Source organism: Geomonas propionica, from assembly GCF_016458235.1.
GTDB lineage: Bacteria > Desulfobacterota > Desulfuromonadia > Geobacterales > Geobacteraceae > Geomonas > Geomonas propionica.
In genome coordinates this window covers 185598-197591 of record NZ_JAEMHK010000007.1, presented here as the reverse complement: position 1 = coordinate 197591, position 11994 = coordinate 185598, and the positions used below count along the sequence as shown (strand labels likewise).

The 11994-nt window shown below is 63.5% G+C and carries 11 protein-coding genes; 4 read left to right on the top strand and 7 right to left on the bottom strand.

Annotated elements, in window-relative coordinates; all coding sequences use genetic code 11:
- Positions 1 to 258: 258 nt before the first annotated feature.
- From JFN90_RS11310 to JFN90_RS11300, 3 genes are all read right to left on the bottom strand, one after another.
- Positions 259 to 534, bottom strand: a complete 276-nt coding sequence (locus JFN90_RS11310; protein WP_199395217.1) for a hypothetical protein — start codon at positions 532 to 534, stop codon at positions 259 to 261.
- A 56-nt stretch (positions 535 to 590) separates the two neighbouring features.
- On the bottom strand, positions 591 to 1538 hold the full coding sequence (locus JFN90_RS11305; RefSeq protein WP_328755590.1) for a pseudouridine synthase: 948 nt from the start codon (positions 1536 to 1538) through the stop codon (positions 591 to 593).
- A gap of 154 nt (positions 1539 to 1692) precedes the next feature.
- Positions 1693 to 2229, bottom strand: a complete 537-nt coding sequence (locus tag JFN90_RS11300) for a nitroreductase family protein (protein WP_199395216.1) — start codon at positions 2227 to 2229, stop codon at positions 1693 to 1695.
- Positions 2230 to 2407: 178 nt separating this feature from the next.
- Here JFN90_RS11300 and JFN90_RS11295 point away from each other — a divergent pair, with 178 nt between their 5' ends.
- Both JFN90_RS11295 and JFN90_RS11290 read left to right on the top strand, forming a co-directional pair.
- Positions 2408 to 2821, top strand: a complete 414-nt coding sequence (locus tag JFN90_RS11295; protein ID WP_199395215.1) for a MerR family transcriptional regulator — start codon at positions 2408 to 2410, stop codon at positions 2819 to 2821.
- A gap of 67 nt (positions 2822 to 2888) precedes the next feature.
- On the top strand, positions 2889 to 4136 hold the full coding sequence (locus JFN90_RS11290) for an endonuclease Q family protein (RefSeq protein ID WP_199395214.1): 1248 nt from the start codon (positions 2889 to 2891) through the stop codon (positions 4134 to 4136).
- On the opposite strand, the gene JFN90_RS11285 is transcribed toward JFN90_RS11290, so the two are convergent.
- From JFN90_RS11285 to JFN90_RS11275, 3 genes are all read right to left on the bottom strand, one after another.
- Positions 4129 to 4836 carry a DsbC family protein gene (locus JFN90_RS11285; protein WP_199395213.1) on the bottom strand — a complete coding sequence of 236 codons (708 nt, stop codon included), beginning with the start codon at positions 4834 to 4836 and terminating at the stop codon, positions 4129 to 4131. The two genes, JFN90_RS11290 and JFN90_RS11285, sit on opposite strands and share 8 nt — an antisense overlap.
- A 102-nt stretch (positions 4837 to 4938) precedes the next feature.
- Positions 4939 to 5838: an ROK family protein gene (locus JFN90_RS11280; RefSeq protein ID WP_199395212.1), complete on the bottom strand. Its 900-nt coding sequence runs from the start codon at positions 5836 to 5838 to the stop codon at positions 4939 to 4941.
- Positions 5835 to 6317 (bottom strand): HIT family protein, encoded by a 483-nt coding sequence (locus tag JFN90_RS11275; RefSeq protein WP_199395211.1) that lies wholly within the window; start codon positions 6315 to 6317, stop codon positions 5835 to 5837. Before JFN90_RS11275 ends, JFN90_RS11280 begins: the two co-directional genes overlap by 4 nt.
- Positions 6318 to 6625: 308 nt before the next feature.
- On the opposite strand from JFN90_RS11275, the gene JFN90_RS11270 reads away from it, so the two are divergent.
- Together JFN90_RS11270 and JFN90_RS11265 are read left to right on the top strand one after the other, a co-directional pair.
- The gene (locus tag JFN90_RS11270; protein ID WP_236018955.1) at positions 6626 to 8965 is read left to right on the top strand and encodes an NADP-dependent malic enzyme; all 2340 of its coding nucleotides are present in this window, start codon (positions 6626 to 6628) and stop codon (positions 8963 to 8965) included.
- 332 nt (positions 8966 to 9297) lie between these two features.
- Entirely contained in the window at positions 9298 to 10047 is a 750-nt protein-coding gene (locus JFN90_RS11265) for an energy transducer TonB (protein WP_199395210.1), read from the top strand.
- Positions 10048 to 10051: 4 nt separating this feature from the next.
- Here JFN90_RS11265 and JFN90_RS11260 read toward each other — a convergent pair whose 3' ends face one another.
- Positions 10052 to 11974 carry a tetratricopeptide repeat protein gene (locus tag JFN90_RS11260; protein ID WP_199395209.1) on the bottom strand — a complete coding sequence of 641 codons (1923 nt, stop codon included), beginning with the start codon at positions 11972 to 11974 and terminating at the stop codon, positions 10052 to 10054.
- Positions 11975 to 11994 lie beyond the last annotated feature (20 nt).

The following is an 11994-nucleotide window of genomic DNA, read 5'->3' as shown; positions in this document are numbered from 1 at the left end:
CATGGCACTCGACCTTATGAGTTACGGAATGGCTTGATAAAAAAGTAGATAATCAGCAGGAACGGAAACGCAGAAAAAGCCGCCTCGAAGTTCCCTTTGAAGAGCTGCCAGGTGCCAAAAGTTATTACTGCGACGGTAAACAAGATGATAAACACTGCTGCGACTTTATTCATAGCGTGAATAGTAACTAAACTTTCGGGAAATTGTCCAGTGATTTCGGATAGCAATGACAGAAGCGGGTGCGGGATTGGATGCTGGTCAGGGCGTATTCCAGTCCCAGCAGAATTTCAATTCGTCCTCGGTGATGAAGAGTTCGCAGCAGGTCTTCTTGAAGGCGGCCAGGTTGGCGGCGCTGTCGACCTCCTCCTGCACCGTCTTCTCGATGACGGAATCGGGAAGGTCGAGGCTCTTCTCGAAGGCCCCTTCTACGAGACCGGGGCGCCATCCCGCCTCCTTGAGTTGGATCTTGAACAGCCCGATGTGGATGCTGTTGTTGACGCCGTAATCGACCAGCAGGAGCACATTCTTCGCCATCTTACACCTCCCTGCGAACCTTCTGCCGTACCAGAGACTGCGCGAACCGTTCTAGATTACCACAAAAGTCGCCTATCAGACTGGAACTCCAGCGACTTGCCACTGACGGGGTCCTTGAAACGCAGCCGTTGCGCCAGAAGTTGCAGCGGCTTGTCGAAGTCGTCCAACTGCTGAGGCTGCAACTGCGGGTAAAGCCTGTCGTTGAGGATCGGCCACCCCAGGGAGCTTAAGTGCACCCGCAACTGGTGGGTCTTCCCGGTGACCGGGCTGAGCGCGAACAGGCAACGCCCCTGCCGCTCTTCGAGCAGCCGGATCTGCGAACGCGCGTTGGGCGTACCCGGTTCGGTCGTCATGACGAACCAGGGCTCCCCGGACACCAGCCTGCTTTCCACCAGCCAGCTTTTTTCTCCCTCGGGTACCCGCCCCACGCCGACCGCCCGGTACTCCTTCTCGATGCAGCCGCCTTGGAACAAGGCGCCGTAACGGCCGCGCGTTTTCGGGTTCACCGAGAAAAGGACCAGGCCGGCCGTCTCCCGGTCGATCCGGTGCAGCGGCACCAGGTGGTGGATGCCGGTACGTTCCCTGAGTCGGTGCAACAGGCTCTGGTTCAGGTAGACCCCGCCGGGGGTCACCGGCAGGAAATGCGGCTTGCACGCCACCAGCAGCTCGTCGTTTTGAAACAGGATCTCTTCCCGGAAAGGGATCTCCCGCTCCTCCTCCACCTCTCTGAAGTAGAAGACCCGCCGCTGAGGAGCGTACGGGGTGGCGATGCCGACCGGCGCACCATCCTCGCCGAGCACCTTTCCCTGCGCGATGCGCGTTTCCCACACCTCGCGGGGTATCCGCGGGAAATGTTCCACCAAAAAGGCGAACACCGTCGGGTAGGGATGCTCGAGCCTGGGCATGGTGACCGTGGCGGGGTACGGTGAGATGGACATGGCGGACCTTTGCATGAGGATGGCGGGCGGCTCGCGCCGGGAATCGGCGCGGCGGCAGGATAGCACGGACCGTCCCCGCAGGCAATCACGCCGAAGCGGCGTGTACCCCACACTGCAGTGCGGACAAAAAAAGAGGGGCAACCCGTCGATTGCCCCTAGTGTTGGACGGCCGGCAGAAAGGGCCGATCACAAATCGGTATGGGCGATCAGGCACCGCCCGCTACTGGTAGGGAGCGCCCCACTTCTCGCTGAAGGCGACCTGCGCCAGTTCCTTGCGCGGGCGCGGGTTGGGCGACTGGTCCGGATAGCCAAGCGGGGTGATTCCGACCACCCGGATACCCTCCGGAATGTCGAGTGCGCGCTTGATCGCCTCCTCGTTGAACCACCCCATCCAGCGGGTACCCAGGCCCAGGCCATGGGCGGCCAGGCAGAGGTGGTCAAAGGCGAGGGCGGTGTCGGCAACGAAGTACTCGATGCCGTTTTCGACCCCGCTCTCGGCAGGATCGGCGCACACGACGATGATGCAAGGCGCCGACGCGATGGCCTTTTTGCCCGGGTTGTCATCGGGAAAGGCCTCGGCCAGGAGGGCTCGTGGCCCGGGGTGGGTCAGTACCAGGAAACGCCAGCACTGCAGATTCTTCCAGGAAGGCGCCAGCCGCGCCATATTGAGTACCTGTTTTATTTTTGCTGGCTCAACCGGCACAGGCTTGAATTTCCGTATGCTGCGACGGCCGGTGATGGCCTGAAAAAGATCCATGCTTCAGCCTCCTATAAATCCATACTAAACTTGATACACGAAAAACATTGTTTTGTAAATGTCCCAATTCCCGTTGAACGGTTTTCACCTGGGCGGGCGCGGCTGCGGGAAAGCGATTGACACCCAGAACGCCATGTTCTAGATTAGCTGGGAATTTATTGCCACCGAGAGGTTTTCCATGGACATCATCAACGACGGCGAAGAGATCACCTCGATCGGGGACGTCGCCGCTGCGCTGGGACTCACCACCAGGACCATCCGTTACTGGGAGGAAGTCGGCATCATCGAAAGCGTTCCCAGAAGCGACGGCGCCACGCGCGGCTTCACCCCCTACTACGTGCGCCGCATCAAGTTCATCATCAAGCTGAAGGAACTGGGGCTCACCATCAAGGAGATGCAGGACCTCTACGCGGCGTACGGCGAGGCCAAGCAGACCGAGCGCATGGTGCCCCGGCTGGTGGAAATCCTCGACGAGCACATCGAGAAGATCGACGAGAAGATGGCCAGGCTCGCCTCTCTGCGCAGCGAGATCGTCAGCTACCGGCAGCACATGGTCACCAAGTTCGGCGCCTCCCGGGCCAGCGACGCCTGACGGCGCCGCCCCTCTGCCCCTCCCCGCCTCCCTGTAACGGCGCAAGGCGCGCCCGGAACCGCCCCACATGAGATTCACAGCAGACCTGCACATCCACTCCCGTTTTTCCAGGGCGACCAGCCGCGACCTCGACCTCCAGCAACTCTGGCGCTGGGCGCAGTTGAAAGGGATCCGGGTGGTCGGCACCGGTGACTGCACCCACCCCGAATGGCTTGCCGAACTGGAGCGGGAGCTGGTGCCGGCCGAAGCTGGGCTCTTGCGCCTACGCCGGGAGCCTCCCCCGGACCAGGTGCCGGCAAGCTGCCGCGCCCCCGTCTCCTTCCTGATCAGCGGCGAAATCAGCTGCATCTACCGGAAAGGGGGACGCACCAGGAAGGTGCATTGCCTGATACTGCTCCCCGACTTCGCAGCGGCGCACCGGCTGAACCTCCAGCTTGCCCGCATCGGCTCCCTCGCCTCCGACGGCAGGCCCATCCTGAAGCTCGACGCCAAGGACCTCCTGGCCATGGTGCTCGACGCCTCCCCGCGCGCGCTCCTCGTCCCGGCACACGCCTGGACCCCCCACTACTCCATCTTCGGCGCCTGTTCCGGGTTCGCGTCGCTTTCGGAATGCTTCGACGAACTCGCCCCCCACATCCACGCCATCGAGACCGGGCTCTCCTCCGACCCCGCCATGAACTGGCGCCTGTCGGGCCTGGACGGCGTCACGCTCATCTCCAATTCGGACGCACACTCCGCCGCCAAGCTCGGGCGCGAGGCGACCATCTTCGACACCGAACTCTGCTATGACGGGATCCACCAGGCGATAGCCGGCGGCAAAGGTGTGGCGGGGACCATCGAGTTTTTCCCGGAGCAGGGGAAATACCACGCCGATGGCCACCGGTGCTGCGGCATCAGGTTCTCCCCCGAGGAGACCATCGCCCACGACTATCGCTGCCCCGTCTGCGGAAGGAAACTGACCGTGGGGGTGCTGCACCGGGTGGAACTCCTGGCGGATCGTCCGACGGGGGCGAGGCCGGCGCTGGCGCCTCCCTTCTGGTCCGTGATACCGCTCATCGATCTGATCGGGGGTGCGCTGCGGGTGGGGAGTTCCAGCAAGAAAGCGGAGACGCTCTACTTCGAGCTTTTGCAGGAGCAGGGCAACGAGTTCCACATCCTGCTCGAGGCGCCTTTACAAAAAATAGCCGCCAGGTCGAGTGCGACGCTGGCGGCTGGTATTGCTAGGATGCGTGCGGGCGAGGTGGAAATCGAGCCCGGTTACGACGGCAAGTTCGGCACCGTCTCGGTCTCCGCTTCGGAGGACGATGCTACTTGAGCAACTCGTCCAACCGGTTTACGTCGGCGCCCACGACCATCTGGCCCTTGATGAAAAAGGTGGGGGTCCCGGTGACGCCGGCTTTCTTGGCCAGCTCCATGTGTTCCTGGGCCAACCGCTTGATCTCCGGAGAGGCGGGTTTGGCGCCGGCAGGAATCTCCTGCCCGAGCATCATGGCGTCATAGGCCTGGACCTTGTTGTCGGCCGACAGGATGTACTCGATCTTGGTGATCGCCCCCGGGTGGGCCAGCGGCGCGAAGAAGATGTACTGGGTCACGTCGGTCCGCTTGGTGAAGTACTCGGCGCCCCTGCGGCAGAAGGGGCAGTCGGGGTCGGTGAACTCGATGACCACCTTTTTGCCGTCCCCGATCTTGAGCGCCTTGTCCAGCGGCAGGTCCTTGGCCACTTTGGCCATCATGGCCCCTTTACGCTCGGCGGTGCGGCTCTTCAGGTCCTTGCCTACGATCTCGCCGGTCAGCACCAGTTCCTTGTCGGGGTAGTAATAGAAGATGCGCTGACCCGAGACGACCTCGTACAGCCCCGGGATCTCGGTCGGGGTCATGCTGTCCACAGGCACCTGAGGGAAGGCGTTGCGGAAAGACTCCTCCGGCTTGACCGGGGCTGCGGCGAACGAGGTGGCCGCCAGGGTAAGCAGAATGCATGCGGTGAAAAGTGCTTTGAAAATGCTTCTAAACGACATGGGCGCCTCCATACAGGTCAAATTGAAGCCCCGCCCTGCGGGGCAGCGGTAACTATAACATAGGTTGGCCGCGAACGGCTCTTTAATAATGAGAGTTTTTTCTTAAAGTAGGGCCCCGAAGGCGGCCACCGCCGCCCCCAGCACCCCGGCGTCGTCCCCCAGTATCCCTTGTTCGACGCGCACCCGGCCGCCGGAAACGGGGAAGGTCCGGGCCTCCAGTTCCCGGCGCAGTGCGGGTACCAGGAGATCGAAGCTGCGCGCCACGCCACCGCAGAGGATGACCGCCTCCAGGTTGAGCAGGTTCACCACCCCGGCGGCCGCAATCCCCAGATAGCGCCCTGCCTCGGCAAAGAGCGCGAGCGCCGCGGCATCTCCCTGTTGTGCTCGGCAAGCGACCGCGGCTGCGTCATCACCCCCCCGCGCGATGGCGCCGGCCGAAGCGTACTGCTCGAGGCAGCCCCGGCCGCCGCAGCCACAGGGGCGTCCCTCGGGTTCCACCGGGATGTGGCCGAATTCCCCGGCCGCGCCGTCGACGCCGGTCCAGAGCTTCCCGTCGAGGATCAGCCCCGACCCGACGCCGGTCCCCAAAGTGAGCGCGATCAACGATCGGTAATCGCGCCCGGCGCCGTAGTTCTTTTCACCCAGCGCGCAGGCGTTGGCATCGTTGAGCGCCGCCACCGGCATCCCGGTAGCCCCGGCAAGTTCCCGGGCCAGGGGCACCCCCTCGAGCACGGGAACATTGACGCTGGCGCGCACCACCCCGTCGCTGCAGACCAGCCCCGGGACCCCGACCGCGAGCGCCACGGTCCCAGCCCCCATGCGGGCTGCCTGCTGCCGCAACCGCTCCACCCCCGACAAGAGCCGCGTCATTAGTGATTCCAGCCCCGCCGCCGGCAAGGTAGGCTCCGCGCTGCGCGCCAGCACCCTCCCCTGCCGGTCCACCAGGGCAAATCTCAGATTACTCCCCCCCAGGTCCACGCCGATGCACAACTCTCCCTTCACGCATCCTCCGCTTTGGGGAAGAAGGGGAGCAGCCGGTCGTAGCTCGCCAGCAGGGCCTCGGGGATGACCCGAAGGTCCGCCACCACGGACATGAAGTTGCTGTCGCCGCTCCAGCGCGGCACCACGTGCAGATGGAGGTGGTCCTCGACGCCGGCCCCGGCCGTCTTGCCCAAGTTCATGCCGATGTTGAAGCCGTCGGGACTGCTGGAGCGGGTCAGGACATCCTTGCACAACGCCGCCACGCGGAAGAGTTCCTGCATCTCCTCGCCGGAGAGTCCGCCCAAATCGGCGCTGTGACGGTGCAGCGAAACCAGCAGGTGACCGTTGCAGTACGGGTAGCGGTTCAGCATGACGCGGGCCAGCGGGGTGCGGTGCAGGACCAGGAGCTCCCGGTCGTCCCCCTCAGCACAGAAGATGCAACCCGGCGCCGGTGGCTGCGTCAGGTATTCAATCCTCCAAGGTGCCCAAAGCCTGTCCATGACATCCTCCCCTTCGTTTCCTGTTATAGCCGCGAAGATTATCAACCAGATTGTCTCAATTTACAACCTTGAGCTGACATCACCATCAACTCCCCTGAACCTGGGTGGTGATTGAGATTGATCCGGCGACTAGGCTGGAGATTGATCCGGTGAGGTGACATGCTATACTTTCGCAGCCCATCTGACTTCCTTTTGCTGACGCACCGCAGTGTGGCAGTATCGTTTCCCCGTTTGCACCCGAACATCGCTACAGCCGTTTTTTCCAGTCCGCAAAACTCACCGTTACCACCTGTTTCGAGGAGGATGCCATGACGAAGAAGATAGACGCGCTCGAATATCACGCCGCAGGGCGCAAGGGGAAGATCGAAGTGATTTCCTCGAAACCCTGCCTCACCTCCCTGGACCTCTCCCTCGCCTACACCCCCGGCGTCGCCGAGCCCTGCCTCGCCATTGAACAAAATCCGTCGGACGCCTACCTCTACACCGCCAAAGGGAACTTGGTCGCGGTGGTCTCCAACGGTACGGCGGTGCTGGGGCTGGGGAACATTGGGGCGCTGGCCGGCAAGCCGGTCATGGAGGGGAAAGGGGTCCTCTTCAAGCGCTTCGCCGACGTCGACGTCTTCGACCTGGAGGTGAAATCGGAGAAACCGGACGACGTGATCAAGGTGGTGCAGCTTCTGGAACCGACCTTCGGCGGCATCAACCTCGAGGACATCAAGGCGCCCGAGTGCTTCTACATCGAGGAAGAGCTCAAGAAGACCATGAACATCCCGGTCTTCCACGACGACCAGCATGGCACGGCCATCATCTGCTCGGCCGCGCTCATCAATGCGCTGCAACTGGTCGGGAAGAAGATCGAAAAGGCGCGCATCGTCGTCAACGGCGCCGGGGCCGCCGGCGTCGCCTGCGCCAACCTGGTCATCTCCCTGGGGGCCAAGCCGGAAAACCTCTGCATGTGCGACACCAAGGGGGTGATCTACCAGGGGAGGACCGAGGGGATGAACCCCTACAAGGAGCGGCTGGCGATCCGGACCGAGTGGCGCACCCTGGAGGAGGCCATGCGCGGCGCGGACGTCTTCATCGGCGTCTCGGCGAAGGGGGCGGTGACCCCGCAGATGGTGCGCGAGATGGCCAAAGATCCCATCATCATGGCGATGGCCAACCCGGACCCGGAGATCACGCCGGAAGAGGCGCTCTCGGTCCGCTCGGACGTGATCATGGCCACCGGCCGCAGCGACTACCCCAACCAGGTCAACAACGTGCTCGGCTTCCCCTTCATCTTCAGGGGCGCCCTCGACGTCCGGGCCAGCACCATCAACGAAGAGATGAAGAAGGCGGCGGTGTTCGCGCTGGCGCAGCTCGCGCAGGAGGAATGTCCCGACTCGGTCTGCCGCGCCTACGGCAACGAGAGCTTCTCCTTCGGGCGCAACTACATCATCCCCAAGCCGTTCGATCCCCGGGCCCTGCTGCGGGTGGCGCCGGCCGTGGCCCGGGCAGCCATGGAGAGCGGCGTGGCGCGGATCCCCATCGAAGACATGGGCCGCTATGTCGAGTGGCTGGAAACGCTGCAGGGGCGCGCCAAGGAGACCATGCGCGCCATCATCAACAAGGCGAAAAGCGATCCCAAGAAGATCGTCTTCCCGGAGGGGGACAACGAGAAGATCCTCAAGGCCGCCTACCACCTGGTGGAGGAAGGGATCGCCCACCCGATCCTGATCGGGAACCGCGCCAAGGTGCTGGAAAAAATGGCCGAACTGGGGATGGAGCTGAACCTGACCATCGTCGACCCGGAGAATTCCGAGCTGACTGAGCCTTACGCGCAGGAACTGTACCGGATGAGGCAGCGCAAGGGGATCACGCTCACCGAGGCGCAACGCATCGTGCGCCGCAAGTCGCGCAACCACTTCGGCGCCATGATGGTGCACATGGGTGACGCGGACGCGCTCCTGGGCGGCATCGACACCCACTACCCCGACACCATCAGGCCGGCCCTGGAGGTGATCGGTAGGCAGCCGCAGCTGACCGGCGTGCACGGCATGTACATGATGGTCTTCAAAAAGGGGATCTACTTCATGGCCGACACAACGGTCGAGATCGAGCCGACCGCCGAGGAGTTGGCAGAGACCGCGCTCTTGGCGGCGGAAAAGGTGCAACTGCTCGACATCGTGCCGCGCATCGCCATGCTCTCCTTCGCCAACTTCGGGTCGGTGAACCACGCCCTGACCCAGAAGGTGAAGCGCGCGGTGGAGATCGTGAAGGAAAGGGTGCCCGGCCTCGAGATCGACGGAGAGATGCAGGCGGACACGGCGGTGACGCCGGAGCTTCTCGCCAACTACACCTTCACCACCCTTACCGGCCCCGCCAACATCCTCATCTTCCCGGACCTGAACTCGGGGAACATCTGCTACAAGCTCCTGCACCGGTTGGGGGGGGCGGAGGCGATCGGACCGCTCCTCATGGGGATGAAGAAACCGGTCCACGTGCTGCAAAGGGGAGACGACGTCGCCACCATAGTCAACATGGCCGCCATAGCGGTGGTTGACGCGCAGAGCATGCAGGAGGAGCTGCGCTGGAAGGTGAGCCGAACCTCCTCCGCCCTGGACGCTCCCATCCCCTCCCTCGACGCTCCGGCCCCTACCCCGCTATAGGGCTACAGGGCTCCCCCTCCCTTGACGGGAGGGGGACGGGGGGTGGGTGAAGCCGCAAGCAGCGGAAATAATGGCATCTTCCCCCACCCCCTTACCCCCTCCCGCAAGGGGAGGGGGCAACTGCTGCGTGCCTCCGAAAGTCCCGGATAAACCTCCCACAAGGGTGGCACCCAAACACTGCCCAAACGAAGAAGGGACCCCGCGGGGTCCCTTCGCATTTTCCGTAAACGTCTTTCTTTGGTTGCCAGAGCCGCCGCGAATTTGTTATACATGACGGACACTAACCATGCCTGACGCCCGCTTTGGGATGGCGGGAGAAGGACGTACCAGCCATGCAAGACGCGATAGACCCGCTCGATCCACTCGACCCGCTCGAGGAAGAGCAGTACCCGACCAGCCCCAACAAGCAGTTGCTCACCGGGCTGGCGGTCTCGCTGGTTTTGCACGTGGTCTGCGCGGTCGTTCTGCTCGGCATCCCCGGCGGCGGCGAACCGGCGCGTCCCGCCGTCACCTTCATCGACCTCAACTCAATCCCGGCACCGGTCCCGGCCGCCCCCGCGGTACAGCCCCAGCCCCAGCCCGACCCCGAGCCGGAACTCCCCCAGGAAGAGGCTGAACCGCTGCCGCCGACACCAGCCCCGCAGCCGGTGCAGGCCGCGCAGCCCGCGGCCCCGACACCGCAACCGGCACGGCCCCAGACCGCCGTCGAGGAACAGTCCCGCACCACCTTCGGGATGGGTCTTACCAAGGGGTACTTCAGGCCGCTCAGCGACGGCGACACGCTGCGTCCGGAGATAAAGGAGTATTACATTCGGCTGCTGCAGGGGGTAAACGATAAGTGGTGGTTGGAACAGAAGGATCAGAAGGTGGCGCCGATCGTGGTGAACCTCACCATCACCCGTAACGGCGACATCATCGGCAGCACCATTTTGGAAAGTTCAGGCAACATCGTCTACGACCGGGCCGTGCAGAAGACGCTGGAGACGGCCGGACCGCTCCCCCCGGTCCCCGCCAACTTCATCGGGGACTTCTTCCAGGCGCCGGTGCGCCTGGTCCCCCCGCTCAACCTGCTCACCTGGTAAAAGGTCAGCTTCCCTCTTCCAGCTCCAAGTCGATGAAATCCTCAACCTCCTCGCCCGAGAGCGCGGAAAGTCTGCTGGAAGCGTCCTGGTAGCTGGGATTGACGCGGATCACCTCGCGGTACAGCCCGATCGCCTCTTCCACAGCGCCTTTTCCTTCCGCGATTACCGCCAGTTCGTAGTGGAGGGAGGTGCGCTCGTCCCTGGAGATCACAGTCAGTTCCAGGGCGCGCTGCAACAGTTCCTCGGCCTTGGCCGGCTCTCCCTTGTCGCGGTAGCAGATTGCCTGCAGGGTCAGGCAATCGAAGCGGCGCTGCGGGTTCCCCGCCGCGATTTCGAATTCCTTGATGGCCCCGGCGTACATCCCCATTTCCTTGTAGCCGATCCCTAAATCGTAGTGTGACTCGAGTTCCTCCGTATCGAGGTCCGCGCCGCCTGCCGCCTGCGGAAAGATCTCCTCCCAGCCGCGCAGCGGGGCCGGTTCCGGAGCTTCCGGGGCTTCCGGCGCTTCAGGTTCCTGTAAGGGCTCCGGCTCGAGTTCAAACTCCGGCTCGAGCTCCAGTTCCGGCTCAAGTTCCAGTTCCGGCTCAAGTTCCAGTTCCGGCTCAAGTTCCAGTTCCGCCTCGAGCTCGGGCTCGGCCTCCTCCCACTCGGCAAGCTCCGCCGTCGGCTCCGCTTCTTCCGGCTCTTGCGGCTCGTCCCCCTCTTCCTGCCAGGAGAATTCGCCGAAGGGGGTTTCCTGGTCGGGCAGGGTCAACTCCAGATCCCCTCCCTGCTCCAAGTCGAGTTCCACCACCGGGGCAGCGTCCTCTTCCGGCTCCGCCTCCAGGTCCTCCTCGGCCGCGACTTCGTCGAAGTCCAGCTCCAGCGAGAAGTCCAGCGGGAGTTCTACCCCGGCCGCGGCAGCAGTTGCGGGCTCGGACGGTTCAGAGGGTTCGGAGGGTGCATCGGGAAGCTCGGCAGCAGCGGACTCATGGGTCGGCGCAGACGCGAAAACATCATCCTCCAGGTCTAGTTCGATCTCCTCTTCCCAGGCAATGGAGCCCTCTTCAGCGGTTTCTTCCTGCTCGGTGTCCCAAGGTGCCGGTGCCTCGTATGAGGCAGGGGCTGCCGCGACAGGTTCGGGCTGTTCCGTCGGGGTCGGCGCCGCGAAGGGATCAGGCAGTTCGGCCGCGGGAGCGTCCCAGTCCGGCAGGACCGGTTCCTCGATTGCGCTGTCCCAGGAAGGTGCGGGCTGCACCCCGGGTACATCTTCTACTCCTTCGAAACCGGTGGTCGACAGTCCCTCGCCGGCAAATGCGGGAACGGGCTCGGGCTCGGGCGCGTCCTGCTCCTCGGGGAAGAGTTCCTGGACACGGGCGGCGATCGAGGCGGCCTCGCCTTCGAGACCGCGATTGCGCAAAGCTGCCAGCAATGCCCGGAAGGCCTCCCGGGACTGCTCTACTGCGCCGGTCACGTACAGCAGTTCCGCGTACTTAAGCCTGGTGGCGACATGCTCGGCATCGACGCCCAGCATCGTTTCCACCACCTTGAGGGCTTCCTTCAGCAAATCTTCCTTTTCATACTGCGCCGCCACTTGGTTGTATTCCGCCATGGCGTTGCCGATCAGCCCCTGCTGGTGGTTCAGATGGGCGATGGTAAGCGCGGTGGCGGGATTGCCGGGGTTGAGACGCTGGACCTGCTTGTAGATGGCAATCGCCTTCAGGAAGTAACCGTTGTCGGCGTAGTGCTTGCCGATGTCCTCGTACTGCTGGATCCCTTCATCCTTGCGGTTGTCGCGCACCAGGAGCTCGGCCAGGCGCTGGCGATAGCGGATATCGTTGGGCTCCATGGCCACCACCTGCTGGTAGTCCTTGATCGCCTTGTCTATCTGCCCCTTCAGCACGAAGCGCTGGGCACTCTCGAGAATTTTGTCTTTTTTGGAAGCCAAGTTATCGCCTCACAACCCCT

Excerpts from the sequence above, each read along its gene's own strand:
- JFN90_RS11310 (WP_199395217.1), bottom strand. The coding sequence starts at position 534 with ATGGCGAAGAATGTGCTCCTGCTGGTCGATTACGGCGTCAACAACAGC.
- JFN90_RS11300 (WP_199395216.1), bottom strand. The coding sequence starts at position 2,229 with ATGGATCTTTTTCAGGCCATCACCGGCCGTCGCAGCATACGGAAATTC.
- JFN90_RS11295 (WP_199395215.1), top strand. The coding sequence starts at position 2,408 with ATGGACATCATCAACGACGGCGAAGAGATCACCTCGATCGGGGACGTC.
- JFN90_RS11290 (WP_199395214.1), top strand. The coding sequence starts at position 2,889 with ATGAGATTCACAGCAGACCTGCACATCCACTCCCGTTTTTCCAGGGCG.
- JFN90_RS11285 (WP_199395213.1), bottom strand. The coding sequence starts at position 4,836 with ATGTCGTTTAGAAGCATTTTCAAAGCACTTTTCACCGCATGCATTCTG.
- JFN90_RS11275 (WP_199395211.1), bottom strand. The coding sequence starts at position 6,317 with ATGGACAGGCTTTGGGCACCTTGGAGGATTGAATACCTGACGCAGCCA.
- JFN90_RS11270 (WP_236018955.1), top strand. The coding sequence starts at position 6,626 with ATGACGAAGAAGATAGACGCGCTCGAATATCACGCCGCAGGGCGCAAG.
- JFN90_RS11265 (WP_199395210.1), top strand. The coding sequence starts at position 9,298 with ATGCAAGACGCGATAGACCCGCTCGATCCACTCGACCCGCTCGAGGAA.